The organism is Bacillus sp. Xin1 (assembly GCF_013314535.1).
Taxonomy (GTDB): Bacteria; Bacillota; Bacilli; order Bacillales; family Bacillaceae_G; genus Bacillus_A.
The window spans coordinates 1-16,219 of record NZ_JABUAE010000064.1 but is presented as its reverse complement, the minus strand read 5'-3'; the positions used below and the strand labels follow the sequence as shown (position 1 = coordinate 16,219).

Sequence of the window (16,219 nt, the reverse complement as noted above, 5' to 3'; positions counted from 1 at the left end):
AAAAACGCCTATATAGGCGTTTTTCTTTTACGCTTCCAATTCCGCTACCATCTCGTCTAAAACGTTCTTCTTCAAGTACAAAAATGCTAACTCCTCTTCCCTCTTCATTCCTCGATGATTATGTATATCGTCTAACAATACCCACTCCACATCCCCTACAATATTTCTATAACGTTTCTTATCCTCTTCGTAAACTAACATCTCTAACATCTCTTCAGTACTTGCTACCATCTGTTGTCTACCGGATTGTTCCACATAAAACACCGAAATAGTATTGCTTGCTCGGTAGATGTCAAATTCGAAGTGTTGCTTTTAAATAAAGTCACGGTGTTTTGAATAAAGTCGCGACGTTCATAAAAAAGTTGCGATGTTTTCCCCCTTTGGATCTGTTTATCTAAAGAGGTGTTTTTATAGTGAAAAGTGAAAAGAGGATCTGAACTGAAAGGCGGATTAAGGAAATGTTGAGTAGCAATAAGCTGTTCCGTTAAAGGGCCAATTAATTGAATAACACTTATTAAGTTAATAGTGAGGTTTGGTAAGAATAATTTAGTGTTCAATAAAATATAGAGGAAATATTGTAATGATATTGAATATAATAATTTGTTTTTAATTGTGCTTTTAAGGAGGCGTTGTCGATGAGAAATTATTTATACTTGATTGGGCGAAAAAACAAGGGGATAACGTTTCAATAGCCCATAAACTACGTGGTTCCCCTTCAATATTAAAGGGAGAGTATCAGATTGAAGAAAATTTATTTAAAGCCTATTGACAAAAATAATTGGGAAGAAGCAATTAGATTATCTGTTAAAGAAGAACAACAAACATTTATTGCATCCAACCTTTATTCTATCGCAGAAGTTCAATTTCTAGATAATTTCTATGCAAAAGGTGTTTATCTTGATAATGAAATGATAGGATTTACTATGTTTGGGATAGACCCTGATGATAATAATTATTGGATTTATAGACTTATGATTGATGAAAAATTTCAAGGAAAAGGTATAGGTAAACAAGCTATATATCTGGTTATTGAAGAGATAAGACGAAATAATAATGCAAACATTTCTTTAATAATGATTGGATATGATCCTGTAAATCTTACAGCAAAATTTGTATATAAAAAGGCAGGATTTATTGAGACTGAATTATCATCTTGGGGTGAACAATTAGCTAAGTATTCCTTGTAAGCACTTGAATTTACCACAATGACTTTTAGGCTTATTAAAGTGGCTCGATTGTGGAGCAACATAGATAGGAAATGATCAAACTTTTTTATAAAAGAATGAACCAACTGAAAATATTAAGAGCGTGTTTTGATCAATCTTTTTTTCAAAACACGCTCTTTTCTATGATCGTTTATCAAGGTTATTGGTATCAATTTGATTAAACTTTATTCCAAACCAACACGAAGATATTCTTCCCTCGTTTCACTTCAACGTTATACCATGCCAGTGCTTGCGGACTGTTTGAAGTGGGAGATTCCTAAGTACAGAGTTCTATCGAACTCTAATGGATTAGGCGCTATCCCCGTAGTTCCTACGGTTAAGAAACGAATTGCTTCGTTTCTTAGATTGAGCGCTGCATTCTGATTTCTATCATGATGTGTACTACAAAAAGGGAACTCCCACTTACGAATTGTTAGATTTTTAACATCTTTGTTTTTGTATCCACAATTGGAACATAACTGACTAGAAGCAAATGTTTTAGATAACACAACAACTTGCTTGCCATATCATTTTGCTTTATATTCCTTCTAGCATCGTTCGAAATTGTGACCAAGATACTTCACCAATCGCTTTTGCAAGTTTTCTATTTTTAAGCATGTTACTGACTTGTAAGTCTTCCATACCGATGACCTCGTGGTTTTTGATGATCTCAGTAGCGAGTTTATGTAAGTAATCAGCTCTTGCATTTGCAATATATTCATGAATTCTTGCAACTTTCACACGTTGTTTATTCCAGTTCGAAGAACCTTTCGTTCTTCTGGAAAGAATACGCTGTGCTTTTGCTAACTTTTCTTCTAATATACGGAAGATGTAGCTTTATAATAAAGATTGATTATTTGTAATAAAGTTCGATAACTTAGAAAAAAGTTTAATAAAAATCACCTTGTGAGATATCGTTCTCCTAAGAGGTGATTTTTTGTCTAAGAGTAAATTCTATAGAAAAGAGGGTGAAGATGATAATAAATCTTTAGGCTTTTTTATCGTTGTAAAGAGCGAATGTAACTTCTGCTTCACAGGCGACTTCTCCATCTATTGTAGCAACAGCATTTGCTTTTGCAATTAAACCACGAACTCTGGTTATTTCTACTTCTAAACGTAATTGATCGCCAGGATGGACTTGTTTCTTAAACCGACAACGGTCAATACCAGCAAACAACCCAATCTTTCCTCGATTTTCATCTTTCATTAACATAATAACTGCACTTACTTGTGCCAACGCTTCTACAATTAGAACGCCTGGCATTACTGGATAATCTGGAAAGTGACCATTAAAGAACTCTTCATTAGCGGTAACATTTTTAATTCCGACTGCGCGTTTTCCTTCCTCTACTTCAAGAATACGATCAACTAATAAAAACGGGTAACGATGTGGAATAATTTCTTTAATTTGTTGAGTATTGAACATAAATTCCTCTCCTTTATACTTTCACATCTGGCATTTGATTACCATTATTTTCGTTTCAAATTATTTGCATTTTTTAGTACTTGGTCCTGATATTAAATTATAGAACTAAGTGTTAAAATAGTAAAGGGGACAAACAAATTCTGTAAAAAGTAAGAATTACAGCCATTGGTGAAAACTCATATTCCACAAACGGGCGCGATTGTATAGTAGCACAGGTAGAAAATGATCAAACTTTTTTATAAAAATTGAACATCCAGTCACAAAGAAAGACTCTATTTTGATCAATCTTTTTTCAAAATGGAGTCTTTTTGTGTAACACAGAATGTGTATTTGTAAGAGGTTTTTGATCAAACTTTATTCCAAAGCTACAGAAGAATTTAGGATTCTTGTATGTTTTATCATCAGAAAGCATGGCAAAACCTTTTAATCCAACATCAATTCCACATGTGGATTCCGTTTTAAGTATTTCTTGTACTTTTGTTTCGATAAGGACAGATATAAAGTATCTACCGCTCGGGTTGCGTCGAATCGTTGCATTTAAAATACGACCTTCTACTTCACGACTTTTGGCAAAGCGAACAAGGCCAAGTTTCGGTAATTTCATTTTGTTGCCTACAATTGCAATATTTCCGTTTGCTTGATTGTGTATGACTGAACTTTATTATTTTTAGACTTGAATCGTGGGATATCATTCTGTTTCTTGAAAAAACATGAAAAAGCATCTGCGAGGTTTTTCAATGTGAATTGAAGGGCAATACTATAGACCCACTTCGATTTACATTGTCCACTATGGCAAGTTTTGTATATCGTGGGTCTAATCCTCTTTTGATACAACTGACTGATGCGTAAAAGCTACGTAAGTCAACACATAATATAATCTTATTAGGCAAAAGAGAATAATTGTACAAAATAATCACCCTTAAATATAGGAACGTTTGTTTTTATTACATACGAACTAATACTTTATAAAGTATGATTATTTGTTTTGAATATTTAATCCCAATTTGACTATGCATAATAATACTCATTAAGGCATTTAAGGAGCATCTGTGCCAAGAAGTAAAAAATATATTTCAAAAAAGAAGGATAGCATCTTTATGCTATCCTTCTTTTTCTGTTCAGATATTTATTCCATTCTTGTGGAAAATTAACTGCCTAACATAACATAAAATAACAAAGCCGCTGCCTCTTGCCGTTTCATTATTTGTTTTGATAAATAATCTGCTGATCCGTCTTCATTATATATAACCTCTGGTCCGACTAAGTGATGACCTACAATGTTTTTCACAGACTCTATCGCCCAATCATCAGTTTCTCCTTTTAAAGTAGCTTCTGCAGGTGGAGCCTCTAGCATTTCTAAATAATGCCAAGCAATCCATGCTACTTCTTGTCTAGTAATAGCACGATCTGGATAAAACGGTTCTCCCTCTTTTTCGTATAAAATACCCAGTTCATATAACTTTTGAATATGAGATGCATACTGATGATCCTTTACATCAGAAAATACAGGGTCTTTTTTTGAAGGTGGTGCAAAGTATGCAATTTGAGATAACCAATATGAAAACTCTCCACGTGTAAGAGGGGCTTCAGGAACAAAATTCCCCTCCTTATTTGCTTTTAATATATCATATTGATGTAAAGGATCTATAAATTTAGCATATGGATGATTTACCTCTACATCTTGAAATCTCTTAGGTTCACTTAATTTCACCGCTGAACTACCAGAGTTCCAATGTATCATTTCTTTTACAGTACCATCTTCATGAAGTTTAAACGCCATGTAATTACCCATTTCATCTTCGAATAGTAAAGGATCTATTTGTTTTAATTCCTGTTTACCATATCTTTTATCACCTACAAATAACTTTCCTTCACTTATTTTTACATGTGTAATAAGATTTTTCACCCGCAAATCACGGTACACACCTTCAAATTTTTTTAACTCTTCCTCGCTAGGTTTTAAATACTCTGGCTTCGTTTTATCTGGAAAATAGTGATTCATAAATTCATCAAATAATTCATAAGGAAGTGATGAACTATCTTTATTCGTGACAACAAAAACACCTGTTTTATGTTCAGGAATTAACCACATTAAAGAAGAGAACCCTGGTATATTTCCACCTTTCCCAAAAACATATTGACCATTATGGCTTTGCGGTGAAAAAAATTCAAATCCATATGTCATATTTGGATATTTTGGATGCAACGCAAATTTTGTTTTTTGCATATCTTGTACAGTTTCTGTTTTTAGTATTTGTTTATTTTTGAATTTACCACCATTCAATTGAGCAATCATAAAATTGGCTACGTCACTTCCTGTAGAAAACATACTCCCTTGTGGCATGTCCGTCGGTCTTGTTTGATAAAATGGGATGACATCGCCTTTTTTATCGTATCCTGTTGCAAGCTTATCTTTAATAAAACTAGTCATAATAAAACTACTATTTTGCATCTCTAAAGGGTAAAAAATATTTTTTGCCATATATTTATAAAAAGGTGTGTCTGTCAAATTTTGAACAATATATCCTTGAAGCATAGAAGCAAAATTATCATATGTATACGTATCCCCTGGTTTTCTTACTACTGTGGGCATATTTTCTTCTACATAATCTTTAAGTTTTGTATAGTCATTCATTTGATAATGAATATCCCCCAGTCTAGGGTCCACGTCATCAAAACCTGTTGTATGGGAGAGTAAATGTTTCATTGTAACTGGTTCACCCATATTATTTTGGTACTTTAATCCCCCCATATAATTTACTATATCTTTATTTAAATCAATTTTTCCTTGTTCAACTAACTGCAATACAGCACTAGCAGTAAAAACCTTTGATACTGACGCTAATCGAAAAACTGTTTTTTTAGGGTCGATGGGAGTATTCAGCTCTTTGTTGGAAAAACCGTATCCTTTTTGAAATAGAACCTGATCATCTTTGACAACGACAATAGCTACACCAGGTGCATTTTCTGCTTTCATTTTCTCTGGAATTACCTTATTTGTGAAAGCTTCTACATCTTTAGCATTTAGCGCTATAGAAGAGATTGTTTCAGCCTTCGCATTATTACCACCCAAAAATGCTAGAAAAAAACATAGGCCTATAACTAATAAACTTCGAAAATGATGAATAATTCTATGACTTCTTCTTTCCAAATTAATTCCCCCTTTAAAGCCAGAGTTGTTGATTATTTTCTCAGTGTGCTAAACATTGATTTGGATAACACAACCATATTCTACCATCTCTAGCTCTGTTTACCTAATTTTATTTATATTCTGTAATTTCATCCCCCTCTGACTTTATAAACAGTTTGATCATCTTCTATCTTTGATTCTAAACAATGGCACCTGATTGAAGAATAAGATTACTATAATGTCTTAATTATCAATAGCAAGGAGTTTAGAGATACAAGAGAGTTAATATTATCTTCTGTTTTTTCATTAGGCAACAAATCTGTGAAATTTGAATTCACATTACAATAAGGAGATTTTTTGAAATGAAACGAACAACTGAATTTGTATTAGGATTCATCGGTGGTATTTTGTACATTCTATGTGCATGTATTCGTAAGATATTGGTTTTCATTTGAAAGAGGGCTTCGACTCTCTTTTTTAAAGTTTATATTTCCTTAACAGCAAATAAGACGCTAAACCGATCACGGCAGCGACTAGATTTACAATTATTAATTTACTCAAAATTTATTTCTTTGTTTCCATACACCATTTTTTTTATCGTAAATATGATGGCCACTCATAAAATGAGCTGCATTACCAGGGATATTATATTTCTTGCTTTTTTTCTTATCCCTTTTCTTTCTCCTTTTTTCCTCTTTGATAGCTTGTAAATCCACTTTCCATTGTTTTAACAATTCCTTCTCATTATGCATTGATTGATTCTCCTTAGAGGAGATTAAATACTAAAGAAATAACCTCTATATTTTTATTTCCCTTTTTTCTCGAAATCTTATCGATGTTTCTAGAGTAAAACCAGCTTAATAATAACTTATTTTGATTTAGAAATTTTAAGATATGCAAAGATGCATCAAAAATATAATTGATATTTTTTGTTGTAACTATGAATGTTACGTGTCAATGAATATAAATTACACATACAATACAAAAGCCCCAAAGAAGCTTTATTTGAAAAAAGTTTCTTGAGGGCTTTTATCATTTTCTGGCAGAAGGCCCCTTCCTCAAAAATAGGAAGGTGTAAAACACCTATTTTAGGTGGGAGATGAATGTCGGAAAACGATAAAAATGAAATGTAGGCTATATACGGTTCTGGTGCAAGAATTCTAAAGCTCTTGCAAGTAATCTCTTAAACTTGGACATACTGATACTACTACTCTAAAAAAGGGGCATAATCAGTATGAGAAACCAAAATTTGTTCAAATGGAAACATTATCAGCCTGAGATCATCCTTCTTATAGTGAGATGGTACCTACGGTACAACTTAAGTTTTCGTGATTTGGTGGAAATAATGGAAGAACGAGGCCTATCGATAGCTCACACAACAATTATGCGTTGGGTCCATCAATATAGTCCTGAGTTAGATAAGAGAATCCGGCGTCATCTCAAGCAGAGCAATGATTCGTGGAGAGTAGATGAAACATACATAAAAGTAAAAGGGAAATGGATGTATTTATATCGTGCAGTCGATTCAAAAGGGAATACCATTGATTTTTACTTAAGTAAAAATAGAAATACCAAATCAGCCAAGCGCTTTTTCGCATATATCCAATCCTCGTGTCATTACTGTAGATAAGAATCCAGCTTATCCAGTAGCAGTTGAGGAGTTAAAAGAAGAAAAAAAGATGCCAGAAGGCATCCAAATAAAGCAAGTGAAATATCTTAACAACATTGTGGAACAGGATCATCGGTTCATTAAGAAGCGAGTCCTTCCTAGGTTAGGGTTCAAGCCTTTTGACACAGCTACATCCATTCTTTCGGGAGTAGAAGCCATGCATATGATCAAAAAAGAACAGATTGATTTACGGGAACAGTCTGTCCAAAATCAGAAAGAATTTATCCATCAATTGTTTAGACTTGCAGCATAAGATATGATTTCGCTAGGAGCATCTGCGCTTTATTCTCTTTTATTTTATCTTTGCACCAGAATCGACAATCATGGTAAAATTACCCTTCTATCCGTTTTCGGATAAATTGGATAGTATCAGTAGCAATTTTATTACGATTTAGGACAATTCCTGCATGTCCACCATTGTATACATATCTTGTCGGTTTCCCCCAAGATTCCCATAAGTAATCTGTATCTTGAATATGAACATACTGGTCATTTTTTGCGGAGATTAATAGGATGTTATCCTTATTTATTACTGGAGCAGATTGGCTTGGTTCAGTAATTTTCCAATGATTTATTAAATCTTCATATGTAACGCCATGTTCCTGTAAATCCTTTTTTATATACTTCCCAGGATTGGTTTTCCATATTGAATAAGAAAGACGGTTAGCATAGAAAATAGAAGCTAACACATTTATTTGAGGTTCAACTAAAGCGGTTAAATTTGTAATGAAGCCACCTAAACTAATACCAATCAATATAACTTGCCCTTTTTTATTTTCTTTAAGCCAATGTATTAATCCACGCAAGTCAGCTACTGCTTGTTGAGAAGCTTCCACTGTTCGTTCAACATCAGCACTTATCATGTATTCACCACTATACAAGGAACTCTCTGGTTCTCTGTTAAAGTGATAAGGCATTGTAAAATAATACATATTCCATCCTAAATCCATCATCATCTTCTGAAATATGTTTTTAACCTTATCTATAGAATCCATTCGCCAACCATGTACAAGTATTACATTAGGTGAATCTTCATTCTTATTTATAAAAGCTTCACCTGTTACTATATCATTACACGAAATTCCAGATTTGATTGAACTTTCATATTCAAATTTACCGACTTTATAATTTTGATTATCACATTCGCCCATATTAAATTGAATAGCAACCGAACTACTTTTATAAAAATCTTGGATATTTTCTATTTCTAAATATTTATTAGAAACAGAGGAATATTGGAATTCTTGACTACGCTTCCTATGTAGATCATATAAAGCACATAGGTCTATTGCTTTTGAAAAAAACAAAATGTAAACCTCCAATTTTTTAATGAAGTACGACAATCCACCTAATCTACAATGCTATTTTCTCTTTATTTTGCATTATATTTACATTGTATAATTTTAACAAGGTTCTGTAATCAAAAGATGAAACGACTATCCAAAAGCGTGAAAGAAAAGTTAACAAAATGGTATGAAAGACAGAAAATCATTGAAACGATGTAAGAAATATATTCACGAATAATTAAATTACTTGAAAAATAGGCTATGTTAAACAATGGTGTTGATTTTTATATTAAAAAAACTAAGTGATCTCAATTATCAGGTCACTCAGTTTAATCATATACTCTCTTTTGTTGTTTTGATAAACTACATTAAAATTGTAGTTTCTGTCAAATTTAGTACAATGCTTGTTCCAAGTGCAACTGCCCATAATGCAGTTGGTAACGATACTGTTAATGATAATAGTAAGAATGTAATACCTACTGTTAAATGAAGAGCTGTATCAATATAACATGACATTGACAACTTCTCCCCTAACAAGAGATGAAACGTATAGAGCCAAACTATTAACTAAGAAAGATAACCAGGTTGAGTTGTTCCAGGCATTACATGAAAGTTACATAACAGTATAAATAGTATGAGTGTAATGCTACTACAGCATTGCATTTATTGTTATGGATGATAAGTAGTTTATATAAGTTGTATATGTAAGTCTTATATAAACTGCTTATCGTATTGATATTGATGTAAAATTGATATGTGAAAGATAAAAAACCTTTTATAGAAAGGATTTTATATAAGTTGTATAAATAAAATGTATATATACAGCGTATATAAAATTTGTTATTTAATATGTGAGTTTCATTTTAATGTTTTATGGTGTTTTTTGAGAGATATGTTTACTTAATATAGTAATGTTAGTGCAATCTATTCTGTTAAGAGTGTAGAATGTGAATCACATGAAATATAAGATTAATATAGTATATACACGACGTATATATACGCTGTATAAATGAGGTCTTGTGAAGTAAAGGGTTTTCTAATAATAGAACTTATAAGTTCTATATATAAGTTTTATATATAATGACTTGATATACGCGTTATAATGATGTACTATGTTTCTAGGAATAATTAACCAATGGTTTAAGGGGGGGACAACTTGAACGAGGTTTTAAGCGAAAAGTATCAAACAATAAAATTTACAGATGAAGTAGTGAATATGTTCGCAGATATTCTTGAACAAGACGAGATACTATATAGTGTATTTCTATACATAGGGAACATCGTAAATAAACAATTTCAAGAAACCAAATACATGAGGGGCATATCCATTAATGAAATAGTAGAAAATGTAGTCATTGATAGGAGAGTAAAGAAAACAAAAGGAAAATCTTATTCATTAGAAGTTGAACGCACAAATATATCAAGACGTTCAGCTGAAATAAGTGTTAGTACACTATCATCAATGTCTTTAATCTATGAAAAGGTTATGCACCCGTATAAATTTTTAATCTCAACTTATAGAGGACAACAAGTACTTATTGAGTTAGGGAAGAGAAAAAAAGTAAATAAGTAAATAAGGAGAGATAAAATAATGGCGAAAAATTTCTTGAAGAATGAAGTGGCAGTTAAGATGACGATGGTTGGTTTTGGTCAAGCTGGTACTAGAATGGTAGATAAATTTGCTGAATATAAACATACAGATGGAACATCAGTATATAACTGCTTAGCATTAAACAGTAATGATGGGGATCTAGCAGAACTAAAAAATGTACCAAAAAGCAACCAAGTATCACTTAAATTAGGTGGTTTAGGTAAAAATCCTGAGCGTGCAGTAAAGGTACTTGATTCAAATGATGAGGCAAAAGAGAAATTAAAAGAATTTATCACGGAACGTGTAAGACCATCTGATGAACTTGTGTTATTCTTTGCAGGCCTAGGTGGAGGAACAGGAACTTCTACAATCATTAAGGCAATTGAAGAGTTTTCTGCTTTTCATAATAAACCTGTCATTAGACAAGAATTACAAAAAGTTGCGCAACAATACCCTATGGCAGAAATAAAAGCAAATCAAGCAAAATTTGCGAAAATTGCTTTTGAAAATGCTATTGAGCGTAAAGATTTTATTAAAATGGGGATTGTTGTAACACTTCCAGTAAGAGCAGATGGACCGGATGTACTAAGACAAGTTAATAAGTTTTCTCAGGAGATTTGGAAATTAGCTAATGATAAATCAAAAGGTGTAGCATTTGTAGTATTTGCTGATAATCAGCACTTTTATGATGAATTTAAAGAACTAAACGAAAATGAGAAAAAAGGTATTGCCAATGCACGTGATTATGCAAATCAACGCATTAGTGAAATTATTCATGAATTAAATACAGCTGCAAATGGTTCTGGAACATCTGTAATACTTGATTCTCAAGACTTTAAACGTATTTTACTTGAGAAAACAGGTTGTTTAGTAATTAATAAGGTTTCACGTAATATGAATCAGATTGAAAATAGCCATGCAATTGTAGAGATGTTTAAAGAATCATTAAGAGGAAGCTCTTTCCATCATCCAATTGATTTGATGAAAAAGCATAACGATGGTTCTGTTGAAGCATCAAAAGTGCATCATTTTGGTATGCTTGCTATCCTAGATGAACAAAAAAACATTGATGATTCCTTCATGGATGATGCTAAAGTGGAAGTTTCAAATAATTTACCTATAAACGGTACTGTTTTTAATGGATATTTAGTAAGTAAGAATGATTTCTTAGGAAGCGTATATACGTTTTATAAAACTGATGCATTACCATCAAGATTATCTAAGGGATTAGTTGAAGAGTTTAATGAATTTAAAGAGAAGCAAAGTCAAATTCAGTACAAAAAGTCTCAAATTAGTACGATAGAAAGTATAGATGAGGATGAGGACTTGGGTTTTGCCTTTGGTGATTTTATCGATATGGGTAGTGACGAAGAAAATACAGAAGCTGGAGCCAATGAGGATGCTGAATTAGCGGACTTTTTAGATCCAGATAAGATGTTTGGTACTACAAAATAACAAAAAGTCTGGAGCTCTCTCCAGACTTTTTGTTATTCCACCGTTGTATTCATAAGAGATTTTATATAATCAATGATATTATCATGTATGTACTGCTCAGTGAAGAGTTGCTTTTTAGCTAAATCTTCTTCTTTTTTAAACCATCCTACCTTTTTAATACGTTCCTCATCAGGTTTACTATTCCATATGCCTTCTGCTTGTTTTCTTAATTCCTGGCGTGCTCTATGTTCAATAATGAAATTATCTAGTCTTTCTTGACGTTGACGTATTTTTAAAGTTTCTGCATCTTCAGGTTGTGGAAGCTGTTTTAATATATTCCCTATCTTCTCCTCATACTGAGATTCAATATTTTTTAATTTTTCTTCTATCTGCTTATTCACCATCTTTTCAATGATTTCTGCAGTTGCTTGAAGGTTTAATTGGGTAGATACTTCATTTGCTTGATTCTCTAGTGGTACTGGTCTTAAATCAAATTGATGTGGTAAAAGTTCAATAATAGCATCTAAAGACCACTTCTCATCCCTTTTTTGCTTTATAAAAAGAGCGATTTCAAGATCTAAAGTATTATAGAGCTTTTCGTTTGTGTTATGGGTTCTTAGAGTTTCATGTAGCCCTTTTTCTTCTAAAATATTGAACCAATTATACACTGTGTTATGGTGACGTCCAACTAATTTAGAGAATTCTGTTATCCTCCAAGCCTTTTCAAAAACATTATCGTTTAATATATCATCATCGTTTTTTTGATCAATCATTGTCCTACCTCCTTGAAAAAATCGTCAAATACACACTTGAATTGAAATTAACATGGGAACTGAAATTGACATGTTAATAGTTATTTCGATGATATCAATGTAAATACCTACTAACTTAGGTATTTACATGAAATGTGAGATTAACATATAACCAAGAGTGTATTAACAAAACATTAACTATAAATCCACAATTTGGTTAGCGTGTATATGTTTTGTTAACTAAAAACATATAAATATTAATGTTATATTAATGATAATAAGTGTATTTTGTGCTAGAAATATGCCTTATAGTTGCCATGAGATTAACATATTATATTGCTTATTATTAATGATAAGGAAATATAAGTGTTTTGTAAACAAATTATAAGGATATAATGACTGTCTTCTGTAGAAAATGAGAAAAGTAGATTATTAAATTCCAATTTCAATGTATAAAAAGATACAAAAAGGCAACACTACTAATGTGATGATGCTAGTAGCTTAATAATACTAGTAAGTTACTGATCCTTTAATAAACAGAGTTAATGTTTATCTAGCCCTGTTATTCTTATAGAAGTGATATGAATCTTTGTATTACTGGTATGTTCCCAGTTATTTTTAGTATTGATTTCATTGTTTATTTTATATAAACCTGTAAGAGTATGTTGTCATAATATAAAATTTATTTGATTTAATGAATCTAATTTATCACGAATAAGCTTATATAAAGCGCACAAATATTATGCTCATGTACAGATAAGTGCTTATATGTAACTAAGTATAATAGTGTTTAGCTTATAGCGGGAACTTAACTTTGATTTGTAGCATGATTTAAACAAATTAAAGGGATTGAAATTGATATGTTAGACACCTTGGCCCTTTAGCATCTCAAATACCCTTAAAAACAGACATTAACATGAAATATGAAATTGACATGAAATAAAGAGTGTGTCGACAAGACATCGCTATAAAGCCAAAACATATTATCAATGTTAATGTTATATCAACTAAAACTGCACGCACATCGATATAACATTGATGATAGTGAGCTAATTATGTATTACTAAAACGACTTAAAGTTACTACGAGATTAACAAAACGATCTGTACAGTATTTGTAACAAATAAAAATAGAGATCTATACATAAAATATGATTTTATTAAAACATTGTAATAACATTAAGCTGGATACGAATCGCTACGCGGCTAGTATAGTCTTCTTCCTTGGTGATATTAATCTTTAAGTATGTCTTATCACAGTAAAAAGAATCGATCTAGTGCTTCTGGAATCTTTCATTGATAAGTTAGATGTAAAATTTCATAAATAGTATATTCGTGTAGGGTAAGCATTTTTACGCAATTGAGTACTAAATATCATTCAGCCGGTGGATTGAATTTTACTTTTGTATATATAATTTAGGTTCATTAGAGGAAACGACATTAACATGAAATGTGAAATTGATATGTAATAGAGTTGATATTAACAAGATATTAACTATAGTAATGAAAGCCTCTTTAGTTGTTAATATTATATCAATGCTAAATGTATAAACATCGATGTTTTTCGTTCTGTGGAAATTATATATAGTTGATTCTTGAGTTTTCATTAAAATTTAAACGAATAGCAGTAATCTACCAGAGGTTATTTGTAGAGAATGGTTAACACTTTTTTATTTAGTGAACTATTTATAGAGTATCTGTGAAGGTGTTTACTTTTTTACAACTATACATACTTTACAAGGGGCTATTCGTTTTATAGTTTTTTCGACCAGTGCTAATGGCCTATGATTTATTACGAGTTGAGAAAGATATCCTTCTATAAATATATTCATTAACTTTAAATCAATAATAGTTTAATAATTAAGTTACTGTTGATATGAAATTAACATTTTTTCTTTGTTTTCGTTAACATGTTAATGTCTGTTGATATGTTAATGCTAATTATTATGCTGTAATTAGTAAATTTGTTTACAAGACATTGATATTTAATGAATTATTTCTCACTTAACACCTTTGTATTTTTTTGAAGTGAAGATTTTTTGGGAAACAGATATTTGTAAGCTATTAATATTTATTTTCTCCAATCGTATGTGTAAATATAATTGATTAGTTGAAGAATTTTGTGTATTAGAGATTGAAAGAAAAATGCAACTTGTTTACATAATAATAATTATGGTTTATTTTCATTAAACTTATAATTTAAATACTTAAGATGGATGTATCGCGCAAGACTTTATAGTGCCAGTAGAAACAGCGTACTTTGTAGAAGTGAGAAGAACTAAATGGGCGGATCAATACAAAAGTGAACACTTAATCCCGAAACAAGCATACTTAGATAACGAATGGTGATGGGAATACAGATGTGGAATCCCACAATACAAAGAAGATACAATTGATATTGGAGATATGTTGTATTGCGAGAAGTGCAAGGAGAAATCCGAAATTAAAAAGAGCAGCTAGCAAAAGCTAACTGCTCAACTCCAAGGCATCTCCAAAAGGGGGACGGAGAAAGAAATTTAAATGGGTTTTGGCATACAGCCTATCTACAGTATTGACGGAATATTGAAATTTATTCACAGAGAGAAATTTATCGTTTTCCGACAGAAGACTCCTTCCTCAAAAATGTGAAGGTGTGAAAAAAACAATTTTAGGTGGGAGATGAATGTCGGTAGGCGTAAGCCTACTTTTTTTTAGTATACTGTAGGTATCCTACGAAAAAAGTGAGGTGCAGCCCATGTTAGTAAATAAGGCATATAAATTTCGTATCTATCCAAATAAGGTACAAGAAATATTAATTGCTAAAACTATCGGTTGCAGTCGCTTTATATTTAACGAATTATCCGAAAGAATTCTCCTTCCTTAAGCGTGTGCAGGGCGATAGCCCAACGATAGGGGGGAGATGAATTTCGGTTTGGCGTAGCTAAAAAGCACTTAACTTTGCTTTTTATTTTTTTGTTCTGATATAATCAGTATTATAAATTATAAAGGTTGGTATAACAGTGAAATTAGATAGTAATAATCATTCAGTGTTCCTATTGTATTATCACCTTGTATTAGTCGTGAAATACAGAAGAAATGTATTTGATGATGATATGTCAGACTATGCAAAAGACATGTTTGTACGGTTATCTGAGAAGTACAATATAACATTGGTAGAATGGAATCATGATGTTGACCATGTACATATCTTGTTCAAGGCACATCCTAATACAGAAATGACAAAATTCATCAATGCATATAAGAGTGCAACCTCTCGATTAATAAAGAGAGACTTTCCTCAAGTGAAAAAGAAGCTTTGGAAAGAGATGTTTTGGTCAAGAAGTTTTTGTTTGATTACTACAGGTGGATCACCACTAGACGTAGTTAAGAAATATATTGAAAAGCAAGGCGAAAAGTGAGGTGTAGAAAATGTTGAAAGCATACAAATATCGTATCTATCCAAATAAAGAACAACGGATGTTTTTTGCAAAAACTTTCGGATGTGTTCGGTTTGTTTACAACAAGATGCTTGCTGATAGAATCGAATCTTATCAAGAATTACAAGATAAACTTGATAAATCTATCAAATATCCTACTCCTGCACAGTATAAGGCTGCATTTCCGTTTCTAAAAGAAGTTGATAGCCTTGCGTTAGCGAATGCCCAAATGAATTTGAACAAAGCATATGCTAACTTTTTTCGTGATAAATCCGTTGGATTTCCAAAATTCAAAAGTAAGAAAGATAACC

The 16,219-nt window shown here is 31.8% G+C and carries 12 protein-coding genes and 5 pseudogenes; 7 read left to right on the top strand and 10 right to left on the bottom strand.

Features of this window, described 5'->3' with window-relative positions:
- Window positions 1-27: 27 nt before the first annotated feature.
- Window positions 28-255, bottom strand: coding sequence for a hypothetical protein (locus HRG09_RS26065; RefSeq protein WP_174103738.1), 228 nt, complete (start codon window positions 253-255; stop codon window positions 28-30).
- 485 nt (window positions 256-740) lie between these two features.
- Between HRG09_RS26065 and HRG09_RS26060 the strand changes: the two genes are divergently transcribed.
- Complete coding sequence (locus tag HRG09_RS26060) at window positions 741-1,187, top strand: GNAT family N-acetyltransferase (RefSeq protein ID WP_174103737.1); 447 nt, start codon at window positions 741-743, stop codon at window positions 1,185-1,187.
- A 332-nt stretch (window positions 1,188-1,519) separates the two neighbouring features.
- On the opposite strand, the pseudogene HRG09_RS26055 reads toward HRG09_RS26060, so the two are convergent.
- The 6 genes and pseudogenes from HRG09_RS26055 to HRG09_RS26035 form a co-directional block, all read right to left on the bottom strand.
- Window positions 1,520-2,033, bottom strand: a pseudogene (locus HRG09_RS26055) (RNA-guided endonuclease TnpB family protein); the annotation flags it as partial.
- Window positions 2,034-2,193: 160 nt separating this feature from the next.
- Window positions 2,194-2,631, bottom strand: coding sequence for a 3-hydroxyacyl-ACP dehydratase FabZ (gene fabZ, locus HRG09_RS26050; RefSeq protein WP_174103735.1), 438 nt, complete (start codon window positions 2,629-2,631; stop codon window positions 2,194-2,196).
- Between the two features lie 366 nt (window positions 2,632-2,997).
- Window positions 2,998-3,402, bottom strand: a pseudogene (locus HRG09_RS26045) (IS200/IS605 family element RNA-guided endonuclease TnpB); the annotation flags it as partial.
- Window positions 3,384-3,539, bottom strand: a pseudogene (locus tag HRG09_RS29855) (Y-family DNA polymerase); the annotation flags it as partial. The pseudogenes HRG09_RS26045 and HRG09_RS29855, both read right to left, overlap by 19 nt.
- A 239-nt stretch (window positions 3,540-3,778) precedes the next feature.
- Entirely contained in the window at window positions 3,779-5,782 is a 2,004-nt protein-coding gene (locus tag HRG09_RS26040) for a serine hydrolase domain-containing protein (RefSeq protein ID WP_217448174.1), read from the bottom strand.
- A gap of 536 nt (window positions 5,783-6,318) precedes the next feature.
- Complete coding sequence (locus HRG09_RS26035; protein ID WP_174103733.1) at window positions 6,319-6,513, bottom strand: hypothetical protein; 195 nt, start codon at window positions 6,511-6,513, stop codon at window positions 6,319-6,321.
- Window positions 6,514-6,995: 482 nt separating this feature from the next.
- On the opposite strand from HRG09_RS26035, the pseudogene HRG09_RS26030 reads away from it, so the two are divergent.
- Window positions 6,996-7,683: pseudogene (locus HRG09_RS26030) on the top strand (IS6 family transposase).
- Between the two features lie 79 nt (window positions 7,684-7,762).
- On the opposite strand, the gene HRG09_RS26025 reads toward HRG09_RS26030, so the two are convergent.
- Both HRG09_RS26025 and HRG09_RS26020 read right to left on the bottom strand, forming a co-directional pair.
- On the bottom strand, window positions 7,763-8,737 hold the full coding sequence (locus HRG09_RS26025; RefSeq protein ID WP_174103731.1) for an alpha/beta hydrolase family protein: 975 nt from the start codon (window positions 8,735-8,737) through the stop codon (window positions 7,763-7,765).
- Window positions 8,738-9,079: 342 nt separating this feature from the next.
- Window positions 9,080-9,232, bottom strand: coding sequence for a hypothetical protein (locus HRG09_RS26020; RefSeq protein WP_174103729.1), 153 nt, complete (start codon window positions 9,230-9,232; stop codon window positions 9,080-9,082).
- Between the two features lie 640 nt (window positions 9,233-9,872).
- Here HRG09_RS26020 and HRG09_RS26015 point away from each other — a divergent pair.
- The gene (locus tag HRG09_RS26015; protein WP_174103727.1) at window positions 9,873-10,289 is read left to right on the top strand and encodes a hypothetical protein; all 417 of its coding nucleotides are present in this window, start codon (window positions 9,873-9,875) and stop codon (window positions 10,287-10,289) included.
- A gap of 18 nt (window positions 10,290-10,307) precedes the next feature.
- On the top strand, window positions 10,308-11,762 hold the full coding sequence (locus HRG09_RS26010; protein ID WP_174103725.1) for an FtsZ/tubulin family protein: 1,455 nt from the start codon (window positions 10,308-10,310) through the stop codon (window positions 11,760-11,762).
- Between the two features lie 32 nt (window positions 11,763-11,794).
- Here the strand turns inward: HRG09_RS26010 and HRG09_RS26005 are convergent, their stop codons facing one another.
- Complete coding sequence (locus HRG09_RS26005) at window positions 11,795-12,514, bottom strand: MerR family transcriptional regulator (protein WP_174103723.1); 720 nt, start codon at window positions 12,512-12,514, stop codon at window positions 11,795-11,797.
- A 2,712-nt stretch (window positions 12,515-15,226) separates the two neighbouring features.
- Between HRG09_RS26005 and HRG09_RS26000 the strand changes: the two are divergent.
- The 3 genes and pseudogenes from HRG09_RS26000 to HRG09_RS25990 form a co-directional block, all read left to right on the top strand.
- A pseudogene (locus HRG09_RS26000) lies at window positions 15,227-15,325 on the top strand (helix-turn-helix domain-containing protein); the annotation flags it as partial.
- A gap of 166 nt (window positions 15,326-15,491) precedes the next feature.
- Window positions 15,492-15,890 carry an IS200/IS605 family transposase gene (gene tnpA / locus HRG09_RS25995; RefSeq protein WP_174103722.1) on the top strand — a complete coding sequence of 133 codons (399 nt, stop codon included), beginning with the start codon at window positions 15,492-15,494 and terminating at the stop codon, window positions 15,888-15,890.
- Between the two features lie 10 nt (window positions 15,891-15,900).
- On the top strand, window positions 15,901-16,219 hold a 319-nt coding region (locus HRG09_RS25990; RefSeq protein ID WP_174103719.1), incomplete at its 3' end, for a helix-turn-helix domain-containing protein.

Excerpts from the sequence above, each read along its gene's own strand:
- fabZ (WP_174103735.1), bottom strand. The coding sequence starts at position 2,631 with ATGTTCAATACTCAACAAATTAAAGAAATTATTCCACATCGTTACCCG.
- HRG09_RS26035 (WP_174103733.1), bottom strand. The coding sequence starts at position 6,513 with ATGCATAATGAGAAGGAATTGTTAAAACAATGGAAAGTGGATTTACAA.
- HRG09_RS26020 (WP_174103729.1), bottom strand. The coding sequence starts at position 9,232 with ATGTCATGTTATATTGATACAGCTCTTCATTTAACAGTAGGTATTACA.
- HRG09_RS26010 (WP_174103725.1), top strand. The coding sequence starts at position 10,308 with ATGGCGAAAAATTTCTTGAAGAATGAAGTGGCAGTTAAGATGACGATG.
- HRG09_RS26005 (WP_174103723.1), bottom strand. The coding sequence starts at position 12,514 with ATGATTGATCAAAAAAACGATGATGATATATTAAACGATAATGTTTTT.